Genomic DNA, 17866 nt, shown 5'->3' on the forward strand with positions numbered 1-17866 from the left:
CGGCGAGGGCTTCCTGCTCATGCGACGCTCTGCGGCAGGGCGCGCTGGGTGTAGATCCGGCTGATGACCGCCTCCAGCCGCGGCTCGACGACGGACAGGTCGACGACCGCGTGCGCGGCGGTGACCGCCGCGATGATCTCCGGTGCCTTCACCTGGTCCGAACGGAACCGCAGGGTCACCACCGGCCCCTCCCGGGACACCTGCTCCGCGCCGTCGACCCTGATGTCGCTGGGCTCCGCCAGCGTCACAACCAGGTCGCGGTAGGGGCCGTAGCGCGCCATCAACTCGGTGAGCGCGCCGTCGTAGAGCACCCGCCCGTGGTCGATGAGGACGATCCGCCGGCACAGGCGTTCCACGTCCTCGAGGTCGTGGGTGGTGAGGACGACCGTCGTGCCGTGTTCGGCGTTCACCTCGGCGACGAACTCCCGGATGCGTTCCTTGGCCACGACGTCAAGCCCGACGGTCGGCTCGTCCAGGAAGAGCAGCCGCGGCTGGTAGAGCATGGCCGCGGCGAGGTCCCCGCGCATGCGTTGTCCCAACGACAGTTGACGAACGGGTGCGTCGAGGAACTCGCCCATGTCGAGCAGCTCGACGAGTTCGTGCTGGCGCCGGTCGCCCTCCCGCCTGGGTACGCCGTAGAGGTCGCGGATCGCGCGGAACGACTCCCGTAACGGCAGGTCCCACCACAGCTGGCTGCGCTGGCCGAACACCACGCCGATGTTGAGCGCGTTCGCCCTCCGCTCGCGAGAGGGGTCGCGGCCCGCGACGGACACCGTGCCGGCTGTGGGGGTGAGGATGCCGGTGAGCATCTTGATCGTGGTCGACTTGCCAGCGCCGTTCGGCCCGAGATAGCCGACCAGCTCACCGCTTCGGATGTCGAACGACACGTCGTCGACGGCCCGGATCACCTCGTGGTCGCCGCGGACGTACGCGCGGAGTGCGCCGAGGCGGCCCTCACCGCGCTTCGCCCGGCGGAACTCCTTCACCAGCCCGGTCGCGCGCACGAGTGGGTGCCGGCTGGTCGCGGTGGTCGGGTTCGGCGTATCCGGCGGGAGAGACACCGGCCACCCTGACAGCCGGTCCGGCGTACGGCAAGCCCTTATCGAGGTTCTCGACCGACACGAGGGTGAACGACGGAAGGCGATCTGTCGCATGCGACCAGTGGTCCGGGTAGGTGGTGTCACGCCCGTCCCTGATGGGTCGAGAGACCTGCCCTGCAAGGCGTGGACACGCTTGTTCTACAGGTGGAACCCGCCTCCGATCGCTCCTAGCGTTCGGGCATGACGCCTCCTCCGGATCACTCCGCAGCCGCCCTTCCGATGGCCGACCTGCACGTGCACCAGGAACCCACACCGCACCTCGACCGCGTTCTCGCGCGCCGCGAGGGCAGGCCGCCGTACGACTGGGCCGCGTGGCGGCAGCGGCTGGTGGCTGAGTTCCCGCCCGGGCCGGACCGGCTCGCCCGGGTCGGCACCATGCGCCCGGTCCCGCTGGAGGTCGACGCGGACGACGAACTCTTCGTCGCCCGGATCGCCGACGTGATGTCTGAGCACGCGTGCGCGGGGGGCAGCTACATCGAGGTGCGCTGCGGTGGTGACGTCGTACTCCGAGACGGGTTCATGGATCTCTTCCGTCGGGCCGAACGGCAGGTCCAGGTCGACTTTCCGGCTCTGCGAGCCGAGCCCCTGGCGATCGTGATGCCGGGTTCGGAATCACCTTCCGAGCTGGCCGCGAAGGCCGACGCCTGCGTACGCCTCGCCGGTGAGGGCCTCGCGGGTGTGGACCTGATGTGCTTTCCGTACCGCTCCGAGGCGGACTGGACGCTCGCGCATCGGCTGGCCGGACGGTTCGCCGACGCCGGCCTCGGCATCACCGCGCACGCCGGCGAACTCTCCACCGCCAACATCGCCGCTGCGGCCGCCACTCCCGGGCTGACCCGGATCGGACACGGCATCTACGCCGTCGAGTACCCAGCACTCATCGAGCTTCTGATCGCGCGAGACATCACCCTGGAGTGCGCGCTGTCCTGCAACGTGCTCTTCGGCGTGGTCCCGTCGCCGGCCGAGCACCCGCTGGTCCGGTTGGTCGACGCTGGAGTGAAGGTCACGCTGGCGACCGACGATCCGGTGCAGGTGGGTACGACGATCGGCGCGGAGTACGCCGCCGCGGCGTCACTCGGCCTCACCCGCGACCACCTGCTCGGGCTGACCCGCAACGCGATCGAGGCCGCCTTCACCACCGACCTGCGGAGGGCCGAACTGCTGGCCGAGGTCGACGCGGCAGCCGTTTCCCCCGCGCACTGAGGCTCGGCCCGAGACCACCCGAGGATCCTTCCGCGGAAGAATCACGCATGCACTCAGTCGGACATCGCGAAGTCGTATCTGGCGGGCACCGGATATTCACGACGGACCGCGTCCCGGTCGGCGTCGGTCAGCGCCCGCCCGAGCCGGCGTTCGGCACGCGCGTCCTGGTAGGCGAACCACAGCTGCCCGAGGGACAGCTCGCCTTCTCGTAGGTCCGCCGGTGCGAGGTCCTCCTCCAGCAGCCGCTCCACCAGGTCCAGGTCGCCGGCTTCCAGCGCGGCCCATGCCTGCTCCAGCCGGAGCCGCGCGTCCAGCGGGGTTCTCGCTGAGTACTCACCGAGGATCGCGAGCGCGTCGGCGGGACGGTCCGCGGACCGCAGTGCCCGTACGGTCTCCAGCGCGAGCGCCCGCAGGTCCGGTGCCAGCCGGTACGCGGCCACCATCCGGTCGGCCGAGGCGGCGGCGTCCCCGTCCACCGCGTCGGCGACCGCGAGGTTACGCAACGCCCACGGCGTCTCACCCGCGCGCTCCCAGGCCGCCCTGGCTTCCTTCCGCGATCCGTCGTGCCAGCGAGCCACGCCGCGGTGCAGCCAGGCCGTCGGACTGTCCGCCGCCGCTTCCAGTAACGGCAGCCACGAGGGCCCCACGACATAGGAGGCCGGCGCGCTCGACCCCGCCTCGGTGAGGTGGCCGTCGGCGAGCAAGCGCATCCACGGGCCCTGCTCGTCCCCCAGGGTGGCCTCGTCGAACGGCGTACCCACCGCCGGCATCAAGGGTGCGCCGAGCACGGCCCGGCGGCGTTGTTCGAGCGCTCCCCAGCCCGAGCCGACGTGCAGTACCTCCGAGGGAGCGTGATCGGCCCACGCGTCCGCGTCCCGCAGCGCGTCCTCCAGAACAGCGGCCGGCACGAGCGCGTCCACCGCCGCCTCGGTGGCCGACCGCGCGCCGGCCCAGTCCGCACCGTGCACGGCGGCCGGGTCGGCCTCCGCCATCCCGTACGCCTCGACCCACGACCACGAGGTGTTGCCCGGCATCGGCAGGTGCTCGGCCTGGGTGCGGGCCAGACCGGCCTGGATCTCGCAGTACGCCGAGTCCGGGCCGGACAGGAACTCCTGCCACCGGCGCCCGCCCGGTCCGCGCCCCCAGACGAACAGCTTCCGGCCCATCAGCCGATGGGTCGAGGTGTGCGCCAGCCCGCGCCCCTCGGCGTCCAGTGCCGCGATGAACGGGCGGCGGGCGGCGCGGGCGTCGAAGAAGTAGTCGGCCGCATGCCGGGCACGGGCGGGATAGGTCACGTCCGTCCCGTCCACGACCGGGATTCCGACCGGCTCCAGCCGGCGACCGTAGCCGAAGTGGTACGCGCTGTCGGCAGGAGCCACCACCCGGACGTCCTCGGCCTCGGGAACGGCGATGTTGGACCACCAGTACGCCGGCTTCTCCACCGGGTCGTGGTTGACCACCCGGACGTGCACCATCAGCACGGGCGAGTCGTCCGGAAGCCAGAAGTCGAGCACGTAGACGAGTTCGCGCATCCGCTCGAACTCGTACATCCGCAGCACCGGCTGCCCCGTCGGCGTGGTGAGCCGGACGGTGTGCAGCGGGGAGCAGGTGAGCGCGGTGTGGCCGGTGGTGCCGAGGTTCCACTCCACCCCGCCCGCGAACCACGCGTTGCGCAAGGCGAGGTTGGCAGGCTGCAACATCCGGTTGCGGTGCAGCAGCTCCCGGCCCGACGGCCGGTGGACCAGCGACGCGAGCCGGCCGCCGTGGTCGAGCAGGAACGTCGCCCGCAGGACGTCGTTCTCCAGTACGGCAACCTTCACCGGTGCCTCCACCCGGTCGCGGGTGTAGCCGTCCTGGAGCAGGTAGGGCAGGACGGTGGGCACCCGGCCGTAGCGCAGGTTGCGTGCCATCTCCTCGTCCACGCCGGAGGTGTCGATCTCGGCGTGCACGTCCCGCGTGGCCCGCAGTGGCGGCAGCGGGTTCGGTGCACCGACCGCCGCCACCGGCATCGTCACCTGCTCGGTACGGAGCTCGGCCATCACTACTTTCCCTCGTCTCCCTTGCCGCGCTGGTAGGAGTCCTCGTACTCCTTGCGCATCTTCTCACCGCCACCGGACTTCCACCGCTGGCGCCACTCCTTCAGCGCACTGAGCGGCTTGCGCCCGGAGACGATGTCGTTCTCGTACGACGTGTTCAGGTTGGTGAGCGCGGTGACCTTCTTCATCTTGGTCTCCGACAGCAGGCCCAGGCTGGGGTCCGCGGCGGAATGGGCGAGCTGTTTCCCGAAGCTGCTGGAGGCGCTCGACGGCGCGGAAGGTGGTGCCGCCGGCAGCGATCGCCGACAGGTCGTCGTCCAGCCTCACCTCGTCGTCCGTGAATCCACGTAGTGCCCGCTTCTACGACACTGTGACTCAGGTCGGCGCGTGCTCGACGTTCTCTGCTGGCCGCACACCACTCACCACTCACCACTCACCACGGACGTTGTCGCCACTTTCCTTGTGGACAAGGGGTTTCCGGCGAGCAGTGGCCGGTCTTGTCGGGTAGAATCGAACGCGTGAGCGATGGCGGTGTGGGCTTCGGCGACGGCCACCTGGGTGGGGACCCGGGTGGTCGTCGGGTGCTGCCTGCCGGTTTCGCGGATTTGCCGGGTGGTCCGGAATTGGCGGCCGCGATCGCCGCGGTGGACCTGGCGGCGTGTAACGGGTGGGAGTTGGAGGAGTACGTCAAGGGGACGCGGCGGATGGTTTGCTGGGCGGAGTCGGCCAGCCTGACGGGGGTGAACGAACTGACCTACGCCGAGCCTGGTCTGCGTGATGAGCCGGCCGAGCGCAGTGACACCCCGGACCCGATGACGTCGGTGGTGCTGGAGCCGTTGCTGGGGTGGACCGGTTACCGGGCGGCTCAGTACGTGGGGATGGCCGCCACGCTGTCCCGGCTCCCACGGGTGGCTGAGGCGTTGGCGGGCGGCCGGTTGGAGCTCAACGAGGTCCGCATCATCATCGACCGGATCACCGACGCCAAACCCGACCTGTGGGGTGTGATCGAGGACGCCCTCTTCCCCAAGGTGCTCGAGCTGCGGGGCGGACTGCTGCGGGCGAAGGTGGAGGCGGAGGTGGTCAAGGCCGACCCCGAAGCAGCCGCCAAACGACACCGGGAAGCCCGCACCGGGCGCAACGTCGCGATCTGGCCCGCCGTCGACGGCGTCGCCGACCTCGCCATCCGCGGACTGTCCGCCGATCAAGCGGCGGAGGCGTACGGCTACATCGACGCCATCGCCCGCGCGGTGAAGTCCACCGGCGACCCCCGCAAGCTCAGCCAGTTGCGTGCCGACGTGGCCTACTCCCTGCTCACCGGCGCTGCCGACATCGTTGACTGCTCCGCCCCTACAGTCACTGACAACCACACCGGGCAAAGCCAGACCAAGCCCAAGACCACGAAGGACGCAGCGGAAGCAGACTCTGAGCACTGCCAAGCGGCACGCGACCAGTCTGAGCAGGACGAAGCCGAGCAAGGCGAAGCCGAGCCGGACCAGTCTGGGCAGGGCGAAGCCGGGCAGGACGAAGCCGGGCAGGGCGAGTCTGGGCAGTGCGCTGCGGAGAACGAGACGCCGCAGGTACGCACCGGGCCCGAGCAGGCGGACCCCGAGCAGGACGAAGCCGAGCCGGACCAGTCTGGGCAGGGCGAGAACGAGCAGGGTGAGCACGGCCACTGTGGTGTTCACCGGTTCCCCGACCACGATCTGCACGACAGTTGGTGTGAGTGTGGCGACTGTTCTCCCGTGCCGGTCACCACCTGCACGGTGTGCGGCGGCGCCGCGACGACCGGCGTCTCCGTCCATGACACCGCAGCTCACCATGCCGCCGACCGCGGCTCGGCTGGGCAGAGCGCGACGGAGTGCGACGTGACCGGGGAGAACGTGGCCGGAAGCAGCACAACCGCTGAGAGTGCGGCTTCTGCGACCGGGCCTTCGGCCGCGGGTCAGATCCCGCGGCAGAACCGCCCACCGGATGAGACGGCCGACCCACCGGGCCCACCAGATCCACCCGACCCGCCACCGCACAACTCGACACCACCACCGCCACCACCGTGGTCTTCCACGCAGCCGAGCTGGGGGCCGATCCGAACGCGCGCCAAGATCCAGCTGAACATGCCCCTGACCACCCTGATGGGACTGTCCACCCGGCCCGGGGAGCTCGGCGGGTTCGGACCCGTCATCACCGAGGTCGCCGAGCGGCTGGTGGCGAACAACCTCACCAACCCCGAAGCCAGATTCAGCGTCGGTGTCACTCATCCGGTCACGGGGCGGTTACTGCATTTGCATCCGATACCGGCCAGATTCCTGCGCGGACTGCAGGCCGAGCTTGTGGCTGCCCGCGACCAGCGCTGCGTATGGACCACCTGCCGCAGACCCGCCGCCACCTGCCACCTCGACCACAACACCGAACACGCCGACGGCGGCGAAACCGGTGTGGACAACATCGCACCCCTGTGCCCACGCCACCACAAAGCCAAAACCGAACGCGACTGGAAACTGAAGCAGACCGGACCCGGCGAACACACCCTCACCGACCCCTTCGGCCGCAGCTACAGCAGCCGGGCACCCTCCCTCACCGACCCGGCGACACCAACCCAGCCCGCAACAGCCACCGCCGCCGGTACAAGGACGGCCGAGCATGACCTCCCGCCGTTCTGAGGGCAGACAGTCGGGAGGATCACCTCAGCACGACCCGACGGCCGACCTGGTCGATTAACGGCTTGACCGGGCGGCGGCTCTGGGTCGAGGTTGAGGCATGACGACCGAACCGGCCAGGACCTCGCGACCGACAGTGCGACCCGCGACGCTCGAAGACGTCGAACTCCTCAGCCAGATCGTCTACGCCACGTACGTGGAAGACGACCCGGACATGACACCCGCGGAGAAGCAGAGCTGGCTCGACGAATATCGAGTGAACACCCGGGATGAAGTGCTCGGGCGGGTGGAGAACAGCACGACGAACCTGATCTACGTCGGCGACGATGCCGTCGGCCGGTTGCGTGTCGTTCGTACCCCCGAGAAGATCTTCATCGGCGGGATCCAGGTCCACCCCGCGTTCCAGGACAAGGGGATCGGCACCGCGATCATCACCACGCTGCTCGACGAGGCTCACGAGTTGGGAATACCCGTCGAGCTGCGGGTGCACAAGACCAACGGGAACGCCGAACGGCTCTACACCCAGCTGGGATTCCGCCGTAACGGCGAGCTCGGCGACGAGCACGTGATGACCGCCGGCTGAGCGCTCCGTCAGGCCATCTCGACGATCACGCCCGCGGGCTCCGGACGATTCACGGCAGGCAGCGCCGAGGCGAGTACGGTCGAGAACACCTGCTTGCTGTGCGCCATCCGTCCGAGCAGCGCCTCCACGGGCTCGGGCTCCGTGACGACGCCGTTGGCGAAGTCCGTCACGTAGCCGAGCAGGGCGTACGGCAACCGGACCTCACCCGACAGCACCGTCTCCGGCCCGCCGGTCTGGCTCACAGCCGCCACGCCCGCGGCTCGAAGCTGCGCGATCTCGCTGCGGGTGTTGAACCTCGGCCCGTCGACGTGCCCGTACGTGCCGGCCGTCGCGATCGGGACACCGGCCTCGGGCGCCGCAGCCAGCAGAGTCCCCCGCACGTCCTCGCTGAACGGCCGGTCGAACACCCAGTGGCTGCGACGGGGATGACCCGCCGACTCGTACCACGTGCACAGCGTGCCGTCGGGCAGGCGGTTGGAAGGGAAATGCAGGTCGTCGAAGACCACGACCGAGCCGGGCCGCAGGTCTGGATCAACCGCGCCGCAGACGGTGAGCCCGATCGCCGAGGTCGCACCACATTCCAGCAGAGCAGCGATGTTCGCCCGGTGCTGGACGTGGTTGGACAGCCGCTCGTGGCGGTGCCCGTGCCGGGACACGTGCACGACGGAGCGCCCACGCACCGTCCCGGTGGTAACCTCCACGGTCCCGTGCACCGTGGCGATCTGCCGCTGCTTCGCGTTATGTAGATCGAGAAGCTCGTCGTTCCCGGACCCGCCGATGACACCCACGGGTTCGGCGTTCACGCCACTATTCATCCCGCCACCTCCACCTTCTGGCCCTCCAGGCCTTTACAGCCACGAATGCCAACGCCCAAGTGGCTCCAGCCAGTCGTGTCAACCTGACCTGGACAGTCGTACCCGGTCATCCACCAGTTCGCCACGTAGCACTTGTGCCGTGGATGATTCGGCGCCTCGCGCCGGGACGCATGCGGACCTGGCCGCGGGTCGCCGTCGGCGTCAGCCTGTCGGCTGGGCGAGGCTGGCCGAGCGGCTGCCGAGGGACTACCTCGTCGAGGTTCCCGCCGCACCACCGTGGCCTGCCTTGTTGCGAACGTACGCCGACCGGATCGTCGGTGGGCAACCCGACTCCTGGTCCACTCACGTGGCCGGCCATCCACCGGCCGCACCCACTTGGCGTAGTGGACACCGGGGCCGTTCACGACCATGACGCGCGCCGGGAAGCCGTAGTCGAGGGACAGGTCGGCACCGTTGACGCCGAGAGCGAGCAGGGACCGCGGACGGCGGTTCGCCGAACTCGAGGCGGCCGGATCCGGCTACGAGCGGGGCGTGGGAGCGCGAGGTGCGCCACGGTAGGAGTGGTGGAGCACATCACCTATCAGTTCGAGTACGACGAACGGATCCCGGTCGCCTTCATCGGTGCGGGCGGCCACTCCTATCGCAACGTCTACCCGTCCTTCCAGTACGCGCCGGTCGACCTGCGGGCGGTGTGTGACCTCGACGGTGAACGAGCAGCGACATACGCCCGGCTGTTCGGCGCGCCGCGTTCCTACGCCGACCACCGGGAGATGCTCGAACGTGAACGGCCGACGGCGGTCTTCGTCGTGACGTCGTACACCGAGGACGGCCGGGTGCAGGCGACCGACCTCGCCGTGGACTGCCTGCGAGCCGGCGCACACGTCTGGATGGAGAAGCCGACCGCCGCGTCGGTCGCCGAGATCCACCACCTGCAGAAGGAGTCCGCGGCGGCGGGCCGGTTCGTGATGACGGGACTGAAGAAGATCTTCACCCCCGCGATGGAACGCACGAAGGACATCATCTCCTCACCCGACTTCGGTGAGGTGAGCTCGGTCAGCGTCCGCTACCCGCAGAACCTTCCGGCGTACGAGAAACGCCGCGACCTGGTGGCGATGCGAGGGTTCCTCGACCACATCTACCACCCCGGCGCGGTACTGCACCACCTGATGGGGCAGGTGCGTGGCTTCGGCTACCAGTGGGAGCCGGCCTCCGGTGCCAGTACGGCCTCGCTGCGCTTCGCCTCCGGCGCGATCGGGACGCTGCACCTGGCCGCCGGCAGCGCCGCGACCAGCCCGCTCGAGCGCGTCGAGGTGGTCGGACAGGACGCCAACGTCGTCGTGGACAACAGCGTCCGGCTCACCTACTACCGCCGCGGCGCACGGCTCGGCTACGGCCGCTCATCTTCCTACGTCGTCGACGAGGACCACGCACCGCTGCACTGGGAGCCGGAGTTCTCCCTGGGACAGCTCTACAACAAGAATCTCTTCTATCTCGGCTACGTCCCGGAGATCCTGCACTTCTGCGACAGCGTCCTGTCCGGAACCCCACCCACCAAGGGCACGCTCGACGACTCACTCGCGATCATGCGGCTCTTCGAGGCCTACCAGACCGTGCCAGCCGGAACCTTCGTCGACCTTCCCCACGAGTCGCCACTGCAACCGCCACTGCCACTGCCACTGCCGAACGAGAACGGAGCAACCTGATGCCTGACGTCGCCACCGCCCTCGCCAACGTCACCGACCACGAGATCGAGCAGACGCCCTGGGGGCGCCTCGTCTGGATGGTGTCGGGCCGGCTCGGCAACTCCACCAGGATGACGGTGGGGCGGTGCTACATCGAGCCGGGGCAGCACAATCCGAGGCACTACCACCCCAACTGCGACGAGGTTCTGCACGTCCTGCGGGGCACGATCGAGCACAGCTTCGACGACGAGACCGTACGGATGAGTGCCGGCGACACCATCAGCATCCCGCAGGGTGTCCTCCACAACGCCCGCAACGTCGGCCCGGACACCGCGGTGTTCGTCATCTCCTTCTCCTCTCCCGACCGTCAGGTCGTCGGCGAGAACTGATCATCCTGTTCTGCGGCCAGGGCGTCCACGACCTCGGCCACGACCTCGGCCGCGACCTCCACCGTGAAGGGGCTCGCTGTCGGGCGGCGCAGGTCGGCCGAGCAGACAATGCCACCAACCTTGACCAACCTGGTGATCCGGCTTCGCGAAAGCCCAAGCCCGGCAGCAAGAACGTCGAGCGGTGACACCTCGGCATGTCGTCCCGGACTCACAGTCACTCGGCACGTCGAGGTCGGCGGCTCACCGACCAACTCCCACGCACCGTCCCAGTCCAGCCGGTAGTTGTTGCGGCGCGCCGTGCCGGGCTCGGCCAGCACGGCGGCCACCAGGTCCACGTCGTTGCGGTGATAGCCGTCGAGCCGCCGCCGATCAAGCGTGGTGACGCGGACCCTCTCGTGGACTACCAGCTTGGCGGTACGACCGCACGACCGGCAGGTCGCGAGGATCCACACGTCGAGCAGTTTGCCGTTCGCGTTGACCCGAAAGGTCCCGGTGGGGGTGTGCGCGTCGGCGCGGCAGTGTGGACAGCGGCGCCGAACGATGGGAAGTGCCGTTTCTCGGACATGCCAGATGACGGGAAGCACGTGAGCCAGCCCCGGTGAGTGTGGGGTCGCGCACCTTCGGAGAGCACGGACCCGGTCGACGGTGGCGGAGTCCGCCGGCCGCACCACGACTGGCTGTCCGACCGGCCTGTTCGGCGCACGGTCGGACGCGAGAACACACCCTCAGAACGAGGGCGTCGAGAAGTCGGTGAGACCTGGCGGTCTCACAGCTCGGGGCATGTCACGCCGTGGACCCTATGGGGCTGAGCGTGGATCCCTCAACGGAATAAGGCCGCTGCCGCACGATGGCGTACGGCAGCGGCCTGGGGCCTGTTCGGTGTCAGTTGACCTAGCTCACCTCGTCGCCGCCGGCTCCACGGTCGAGGTGGTCCTTCAGCGCGCCGAGCGGGCTGTCCCAGTCGCGCGCCATCGCGGCCAGGAACTGCTGCGCCACCTGCATCGGCGCCGAGTGCAGGCGGTACCGCACCCGGCGACGCTCGCCTGCCTCGGCGGTCACCAGACCCGCGTCGGTCAACAGGGCAAGGTGTTTGGCGATCGCCTGCCGGGTGATCGGCAACCGGTCGGCCAGGTCCGTCGCCGTGGCCGGTCCTCCCGAGGCCAGCTCCGCCAGGATGGCGCGCCGGGTCGGGTCGGCCAGGGCGACGAACACCTGCTCGGCGGTGGCCTCGATGTCGGCGGGTTCAGGCCGCATCGAGGTAGTCGACGAGTTCGCCCAGCTCGTGCGCCCAGCCCCCGATGTTGCCCTTGTACGCCGTGTCGTGGGCGTCGTCGGGCAGTTGGGCGAAGCCGCTCTCGACCACGGTGAGCCGGGTGCCGGTCCCGACCGGTTCGAGGGTGAACTCGACGTACGTGCGGCGCGGGTCGTCCCCGGGCAGTCCGGAGATCGGCCAGGTGAAGCCGAACACCGAGGGCTCCTCCACGCGTTCGACCCGGATCTCGGCCTTGTCGCCGGTGTCCCACGCCATCTGCGCCGATCCGCCCGGACGCAGGTCGATCGTCGCCTGCTGGCCGAACCAGGCACTCAGGCCCTCGGCGGTGGTAAGCGCCGCCCACACCTTGGCCGGCGGGTGAGCGACCTCGACGGTGCGCTCGATGCGATCGGGAAAGCTCATGTGCGACCTCCAGTCAGTAGCAACCGTACGGTTGCAACCGTATGGCAACCATCCGGTTGCGTCAACTGTCAGTCGCACCCCGCCGGAGAAGAGGGGGTCAGCTCGATTCGGCGGCCCGGTCCAGACATCTCCGGACGAACCGTAGGTCGACGCGGGTCTGGTCGAGTACCTGCTCGTACGGGAGTTCGTAGTGGCTGTGGAACGACAGCAGCCCGTCGAATCCCGTCGTGCGCAGGTGGTCCAGGATGTCCGGCCACGGCACCATGCCGTCGGCCAGACCGAGCCAGTCCGACTGCCAGGCGCGGCCGCCGCTCTCCTGCGTGGTGCCCGCGAACCAGCCGCCGTTCTTCACCCCGACACAACTGAGCCAGGGCCGCAGCAGGTCGAACGTCAGCCGCCAGTCCTCCCGGCCGTCCTGCACCACCTGGTTGCCCGGGTCCGGGTAGGCACTGACCGCCGCGGGGTCCCGGCCCTCCAGCAGCACCCGGGTGAGTGCACCGGAGGAGTGGATCGTGCCGCCGTGCAGCTGGATCGCCAGGCCGACGCCGTACGACGCGGCGAGGCGTTCGAGTTCGTCGAGGTCACGGCGCGCCTGGTCGCGGATGCCGTCGTACGGACGGGAACCGTTGTAGTTCCAGTACCCGAGCCGGATCAGGCCGACGCCCGCCTCCGCGCAGGCTCCGAACACCTTCGCGGTGGGGAAGTTCGCCGGATCGGTGAGGTCGGTCGTCGCCATCGGCACGTCGAGGCCCAGCGCCCGCAGGTCGGACACGGCGCGCGGCAGCAGGTCCGCCTCGTCCGGGGTCACCGAGAAGCCCGGCCGGATGAGCAGGTCGACGCCGTCGAAGCCGAGATCGGCCACGGTCGGTCCGATCTCGTCCAGCCCACGGGATCCGAACAGCTTGGTGAACAACACGGTGCGCATCAGATGGTCTCCTCCAGGCGGCGGCGGCTCTTCGTCTACTGTCGGGTCGTGAAGTACTGCTCGGGGTTCGTCGGCCCGGGCTCGGGGTAGTCGGACTCGATCATCATGGTCGGTACGTTGTGGAAGTCGTTGCGGACGATGCTGTATCCCTTCGGCGGCAAGCAGATCCCGATCGCGTAGAACTGCTCCCGGGCCATCGTCACGATCTCGTGCAGCAACCGGTTCTGCTCGTCAGCGTCGGCGGTGGCGGTCATCTGGTCATAGAGGCTCAGCTGGCGACGGACCGCCGGAGGTGGTTCCTCCCCGCCGGCGCCCCGGGTCTGGTACCACTCCGCCCACGGGAGGGCGAAGTTCGACTCGTCGCGGTACGGCATGTAGTAGCGGGGCTCGAGCCGCGGGTCCATGCCGCCGACGTCGCCCTGCCACACCACGGCGTCGAAGGTGTTGGCGTCCTTGCGTTCGTAGAACAAACCGCCGTCCTCGGCACGGACACTCATGTCGACGCCCACCGCGCGCCAGTAGCCGCGGACCAGGTCCATCACGTTGGCCCAGCCGAAACCGTAGTCCTGGCTGGCGATCTCGACCACGAACCTGATCGGTGTGCCGTCCGGGCCGAGCCGGACACCGCTCCCGTCACGTTTGCGATAGCCCGCGCGGTCAAGGTGCCGGTTGGCGAGAGCGACGTCGTACTCGGTGTACTGCGTGGCAAGTTCCCTGTCGTAGAAGGCCGACTCCGGCCGCGGCGCCGGCTGCGCAGGTGTGCCTTGACGCTGGTACGCCGCGACGATGATCTCCTTGCGGTTGATCGCATGGGAGAGCCCGACCCGGAAGTCGCGGTTGCGGAAGATCTCGCGCTTGACCGGATCCTTGTGACACAGGTTCAACGAGATGATCGCGGTGTTCATGTTCGCGTTGACCATGTCCAGGAAGCGGTAGTGGCCCTTGTCCCGGCTGCGGGCGAGCACCGGCTTGTTGCGCAACGACGTGACGGTGCGTTCCTGGAAGTCGAACTCGCCGTTGGTGGTCTTGAGCAGCATCACCTCGGGGTCGGAGACGACGACGTTGACGAACTCGTCGAGGTAGGGCAGCTGGCTTCCGTCCGGATCGACCTTCCAGTAGTAGGGATTGCGGGTGGCCACCACCCGGTCTCCCGTACCCACCGCCTTGGTGAGGACCCATGCGTTCAGCGTCGGCAGCTCGGGGTTGGCCCACCGGTCCCGCTTCGCACCGAACAACGCCACCCAGTCGGTGAACTTCTCCTGCTTGGCAAGGCGTTCGGCGTCCTTGGAGTACTTCTCGTGGAACTTCGACAGGTAGTGCCGCGGATGCTTCACCAGATCCAGGCCGTACGCCTTGGTCGCCATCCGCTGGGCGAACAGCGCGTTCGGCTTGGCGAAGGTCACCGTGAAGCCGTAGGTGTCGGTCTTGGAGATCCGGGCCGGCTGACCACCGGCGAGGTAGGCGGCGGCGAGCACGGGTGAGATCTTCTTGTTTCGCAGCACATCCTCGTAGGCGAAGACGATGTCGTCGGCGGTGAACGGCTGCCCGTCGGACCAGCGCATGCCCTCCCGAAGGCGGAAGGTGTACTCGGACGCGTCGGCGTTCACCTCGAACGACTCGGCCACCCCGGGCACGACCTGCTCCCGGTCGAAGGTCCGGGCGCCGGGCCGCCATCGCAACAACGGGTCGTAGCCGACCGTACGGTCCAGCCACGCCGTGTCCGCCCCCAGCATGGCCGCGTGCCAGGTGCCGCCGTACCGTCCGATGCGCTCGGCGGGCCTGACCACGAGCGGCTTCTTCGGCAGGCGCCGCTTGACCGGCGGCAGCTTTCCGGACTTCACCTGGCGAGCGAGCATCGGAGCCTCGGGCCCCTTGGCCTGCGCCGCCTTGCCCGCGTCCTTCTTACCCTGCGGGCTGGTCGACAACAGGCTGCAGCCGGTGCCCGAAGCGGCTGTGATGACGGAGACGGCACCCAACTCCAGTACCCGCCGCCGGGACGGTTGCGTAGCGGACCGACTGCTGTGCTGACCCCTTGCCATGTCGTCTCCCGGAACCTTGTCGGGACGAACACCGAGCGGGATGGCGGATTGGTGCAACGTTACATTCGCGTGCGGCCGGAGCAACCGTTCACCAGGAGCGCTGACCGGAACAGGCCGAGGCCGTAGGCGGAACGAGCGTCGAGGGCGGACGTACTAAATCGTTAGACTCCACGGCCATGGACGCCGCCAAGGTGAGCCTGCGAGACGTCGCGAAACACGCGGGTGTCTCACCGAGCACCGTCTCCAACGTGCTCAACGGCCGCGCGGGCCGGACCCGGCCGGACACAACCGAGCGGGTTCGCCGGGCCGTCCGCGAGCTCGGGTATGCACCGAACCAACTGGCGCGGCAGCTTCGCACCGGACAGGTGCGCACGATCGGGCTGATCGTCCCGTCCGTGGCCAATCCCTTCTGGGGATTCGTGGCGCTGCGGGTCGAGCAGGCCGCCCGCGAGCGCGGCTACCAGGTGCTGTTGTGCAACGCCGAACGCGACACCGAACGCGAGGTGCGGTTCGCGGAGACGTTGCTCGACTCCGGTGTACGTGGACTGATCTTCGGTTCCTCGCCGTTGTCGTTCGACCATCTCGGCCACCTCCAGGGCCGCGGGCTGCAGGTGGTGGCGTTCGACCGGTCACCGGCCGGCGTCAGCCCCCTCGTGGTCGGCAGCGTGGAGATCGACAACGTGCTCGCGGCTCGGCTGGCGATCTCCCACCTCACCGGCCTCGGGCACCGCCGGATCGGCTTGCTGTCCGGGCCGATCCGGACGGTCAGCCGGCGCGAGCGCCTGGCCGGTTACCGGCAGGCACTCCTCGACGCCGGAATCACGCCCGACGACGACCTGGTGTGGCAGGGCACGGCGGGCGGCACCTTCGGGGATGCGGAGAGCGCCGAACTCGGCCGGACCGGCGCGCACCAACTGCTGAGCAGGCCGGACCGGCCCACCGCGTTGTTCACCATCAACGACATGTACGCCCTCGGTGCGTACGCCGGAGCCCGCGACCTCGGCCTCCGCGTTCCCGACGATCTGTCCGTGGTGGGCTTCGACGACCTGCCGGTCCTCGCCGAGGTCGCGACGCCGCCACTCACCACGGTGCGCCAGCCGCTGCCGCAGATGATGCGCACGGCCACCACCCAACTGATCGGCCGGCTGGAAGGTGAGCGTTCCGGTCCGCCCGACCACACCACGGCGACACCCGAACTCGTCGTTCGGCAGTCGACCGCGAGGAGGAGCGATCATGAGTGACGCGAAGGTGGCGCTGATCGGACTCGGCGCCATGACCCAGCGAGTGCACCTGCCTTCTCTGGCATCGTTCCCAGACGTGCACATCGTCGGGGCCTGCGATCTCGACCGCGAGCGGCTGGACAGTGTCGCGGACCGCTACGGGATCGAGGGGCGTTACACCGACTACCGGCAGATGGTGGAGAAGACCGCGCCCGACGGGGTGTACGCGGTCGGCCAGCCGCACCTGATGTACGACGTCTGGGTGTGGTGCCTGCAACAGGGGCTCAACCTCTACGTGGAGAAGCCGCTCGGGCTCGGCCGCCACCAGGCGCAGATGCTGGCCACCCTCGCCGAGGACAACGGCGCGATCACCCAGGTGAGCTTCCAGCGGCGCAGCAGCCCGTTGCTGGCGAAGATGCGCGAAGCCTGCCTCGAACGCGGCCCGATCGTGCACGCGGTGTGCGAGTTCTACAAGTGCGACCCGCGACCGTTCTGGTCACCGCGCGACCACATGCTCGACGACGGCGTACACGTCATCGACACGTTGCGCTGGATCTGCGGCGGGGAGGTCGAGGGAACCGAAAGTCGTTGCAGGCGGATCGGCGTACCCGACATCAACTGGTTCACCGCCACCCTGCACTTCAGCACCGGCGCGACCGGCGTCCTGCTGTGCAACTGGGCCAGCGGCCGCCGGGTGTTCCGCGTCCAGATGCATGCTCCGGGCATCGCCTGCGACGCCGATCCGGAGACCAGCGCGCAGTTGTACGCCGACAACCGGACCGAGCCGGACGTACACGACGCCCGCGAGGTGGCCGGCGGCGACGAACTCCACGTGTTCGGTGGGTTCCGGCAGAAGAACCGCGAGTTCGTCGACTCGCTGCTGGCCGGAAGGGAGCTGACGACCTCGCCGTTCCGGGACGCCGTGAAGACGATGGACGTCGCCGACCGGATCCTCGCCCAGGCCGCGCTGCGCGGGGAGTGACCTCGCCCGTCGTTGCGGCCCTAGTTGTCGGCGGGATTGCGGGCAGCGCGGATGCGGGCGAGCTCGGCGTTCTGTTCGGCGGTGAACGGCCGCAGGACGCAGAACTCGTTACCCTCCGGGTCGGTCATCACCACCCACGAGGCGTCCGCCGTCTGGCCGACGTCAGCACGGGATGCGCCCAGCGACTCCAGCCGCGTCACCTCGGCGGCCTGGTCCTCCGGGCGCAGATCGAGGTGCAACCTGTTCTTGCCCGCCCTGACGTCCGGCACCCGCACGAACAGCAGATCCGGCGCCACTGCGTCGCAGATCGAGCCGGCCGGAGGTTCCAGCGCGACCTCGCCAGGTGAGTCGTGGGTACGCCGCCAGCCGAGGGCGGCCTCCCAGAACGCTGCCAGCCGGCCGGGGTCCGCCGCGTCGACGACGACGCACTGAATCGTGAGAGCCATCCGGCCACTCTGTCGGGAGCCGGGTGCGGCAGGCAACCGGATTGTGCCTGGCCGGGACCGCCGGCCCGGTCCGGACGTGCGACGCAGGGCCCTGGCGGAGGTGAACCACGGAGCCAC

The 17866-nt window shown here is 69.2% G+C and carries 18 protein-coding genes; 7 read left to right on the forward strand and 11 right to left on the reverse strand.

Annotated elements, in window-relative coordinates:
* Positions 1–17: 17 nt before the first annotated feature.
* Complete coding sequence (locus ABZV93_RS03915; RefSeq protein ID WP_354929929.1) at positions 18–1061, reverse strand: ATP-binding cassette domain-containing protein; 1044 nt, start codon at positions 1059–1061, stop codon at positions 18–20.
* A gap of 219 nt (positions 1062–1280) precedes the next feature.
* Here ABZV93_RS03915 and ABZV93_RS03920 point away from each other — a divergent pair, with 219 nt between their 5' ends.
* Positions 1281–2303, forward strand: coding sequence for a hypothetical protein (locus ABZV93_RS03920; protein WP_354929932.1), 1023 nt, complete (start codon positions 1281–1283; stop codon positions 2301–2303).
* A gap of 53 nt (positions 2304–2356) precedes the next feature.
* Here the strand turns inward: ABZV93_RS03920 and ABZV93_RS03925 are convergent, their stop codons facing one another.
* A complete protein-coding gene (locus ABZV93_RS03925) occupies positions 2357–4342 on the reverse strand; it encodes a DUF5107 domain-containing protein (protein WP_354929935.1) in 1986 nt (661 codons plus the stop codon).
* 2 nt (positions 4343–4344) lie between these two features.
* Positions 4345–4527, reverse strand: a complete 183-nt coding sequence (locus ABZV93_RS03930) for a hypothetical protein (RefSeq protein ID WP_354929938.1) — start codon at positions 4525–4527, stop codon at positions 4345–4347.
* Positions 4528–4857: 330 nt separating this feature from the next.
* Here ABZV93_RS03930 and ABZV93_RS03935 point away from each other — a divergent pair, with 330 nt between their 5' ends.
* A complete protein-coding gene (locus tag ABZV93_RS03935; protein WP_354929941.1) occupies positions 4858–6996 on the forward strand; it encodes a DUF222 domain-containing protein in 2139 nt (712 codons plus the stop codon).
* Between the two features lie 97 nt (positions 6997–7093).
* Positions 7094–7576: a GNAT family N-acetyltransferase gene (locus ABZV93_RS03940; protein WP_354929943.1), complete on the forward strand. Its 483-nt coding sequence runs from the start codon at positions 7094–7096 to the stop codon at positions 7574–7576.
* An 8-nt stretch (positions 7577–7584) separates the two neighbouring features.
* Here the strand turns inward: ABZV93_RS03940 and ABZV93_RS03945 are convergent, their stop codons facing one another.
* Both ABZV93_RS03945 and ABZV93_RS03950 read right to left on the reverse strand, forming a co-directional pair.
* Entirely contained in the window at positions 7585–8391 is an 807-nt protein-coding gene (locus ABZV93_RS03945; protein WP_354929946.1) for an MTAP family purine nucleoside phosphorylase, read from the reverse strand.
* Entirely contained in the window at positions 8388–8864 is a 477-nt protein-coding gene (locus ABZV93_RS03950; RefSeq protein ID WP_354931343.1) for a molybdopterin-dependent oxidoreductase, read from the reverse strand. Before ABZV93_RS03950 ends, ABZV93_RS03945 begins: the two co-directional genes overlap by 4 nt.
* A gap of 90 nt (positions 8865–8954) precedes the next feature.
* Between ABZV93_RS03950 and ABZV93_RS03955 the strand changes: the two genes are divergently transcribed.
* Together ABZV93_RS03955 and ABZV93_RS03960 are read left to right on the forward strand one after the other, a co-directional pair.
* Positions 8955–10094 (forward strand): Gfo/Idh/MocA family oxidoreductase, encoded by a 1140-nt coding sequence (locus ABZV93_RS03955; RefSeq protein ID WP_354929949.1) that lies wholly within the window; start codon positions 8955–8957, stop codon positions 10092–10094.
* On the forward strand, positions 10094–10462 hold the full coding sequence (locus ABZV93_RS03960) for a cupin domain-containing protein (RefSeq protein ID WP_354929952.1): 369 nt from the start codon (positions 10094–10096) through the stop codon (positions 10460–10462). The genes ABZV93_RS03955 and ABZV93_RS03960 overlap by 1 nt, the downstream gene beginning before the upstream one ends.
* Here the strand turns inward: ABZV93_RS03960 and ABZV93_RS03965 are convergent.
* The 5 genes from ABZV93_RS03965 to ABZV93_RS03985 all read right to left on the reverse strand — a co-directional run bounded on the left by ABZV93_RS03965 (position 10441) and on the right by ABZV93_RS03985 (position 15038).
* A complete protein-coding gene (locus ABZV93_RS03965) occupies positions 10441–11046 on the reverse strand; it encodes a DUF1062 domain-containing protein (RefSeq protein ID WP_354929955.1) in 606 nt (201 codons plus the stop codon). The two genes, ABZV93_RS03960 and ABZV93_RS03965, sit on opposite strands and share 22 nt — an antisense overlap.
* 307 nt (positions 11047–11353) lie before the next feature.
* A complete protein-coding gene (locus ABZV93_RS03970) occupies positions 11354–11716 on the reverse strand; it encodes a metalloregulator ArsR/SmtB family transcription factor (protein WP_354929958.1) in 363 nt (120 codons plus the stop codon).
* Positions 11706–12137 (reverse strand): SRPBCC domain-containing protein, encoded by a 432-nt coding sequence (locus tag ABZV93_RS03975; RefSeq protein WP_354929961.1) that lies wholly within the window; start codon positions 12135–12137, stop codon positions 11706–11708. The genes ABZV93_RS03970 and ABZV93_RS03975 overlap by 11 nt, the downstream gene beginning before the upstream one ends.
* A gap of 97 nt (positions 12138–12234) precedes the next feature.
* On the reverse strand, positions 12235–13062 hold the full coding sequence (locus ABZV93_RS03980) for a sugar phosphate isomerase/epimerase (protein WP_354929964.1): 828 nt from the start codon (positions 13060–13062) through the stop codon (positions 12235–12237).
* Positions 13063–13097: 35 nt separating this feature from the next.
* Positions 13098–15038: an ABC transporter substrate-binding protein gene (locus ABZV93_RS03985; protein ID WP_354929967.1), complete on the reverse strand. Its 1941-nt coding sequence runs from the start codon at positions 15036–15038 to the stop codon at positions 13098–13100.
* Between the two features lie 239 nt (positions 15039–15277).
* Here ABZV93_RS03985 and ABZV93_RS03990 point away from each other — a divergent pair, with 239 nt between their 5' ends.
* Both ABZV93_RS03990 and ABZV93_RS03995 read left to right on the forward strand, forming a co-directional pair.
* Entirely contained in the window at positions 15278–16342 is a 1065-nt protein-coding gene (locus ABZV93_RS03990) for a LacI family DNA-binding transcriptional regulator (RefSeq protein ID WP_354929970.1), read from the forward strand.
* The gene (locus ABZV93_RS03995) at positions 16335–17303 is read left to right on the forward strand and encodes a Gfo/Idh/MocA family oxidoreductase (protein WP_354929973.1); all 969 of its coding nucleotides are present in this window, start codon (positions 16335–16337) and stop codon (positions 17301–17303) included. The genes ABZV93_RS03990 and ABZV93_RS03995 overlap by 8 nt, the downstream gene beginning before the upstream one ends.
* 20 nt (positions 17304–17323) lie before the next feature.
* Here the strand turns inward: ABZV93_RS03995 and ABZV93_RS04000 are convergent, their stop codons facing one another.
* Entirely contained in the window at positions 17324–17749 is a 426-nt protein-coding gene (locus ABZV93_RS04000; RefSeq protein WP_354929976.1) for a VOC family protein, read from the reverse strand.
* Positions 17750–17866 lie beyond the last annotated feature (117 nt).

The organism is Actinopolymorpha sp. NPDC004070, from assembly GCF_040610475.1.
GTDB lineage: Bacteria > Actinomycetota > Actinomycetes > Propionibacteriales > Actinopolymorphaceae > Actinopolymorpha.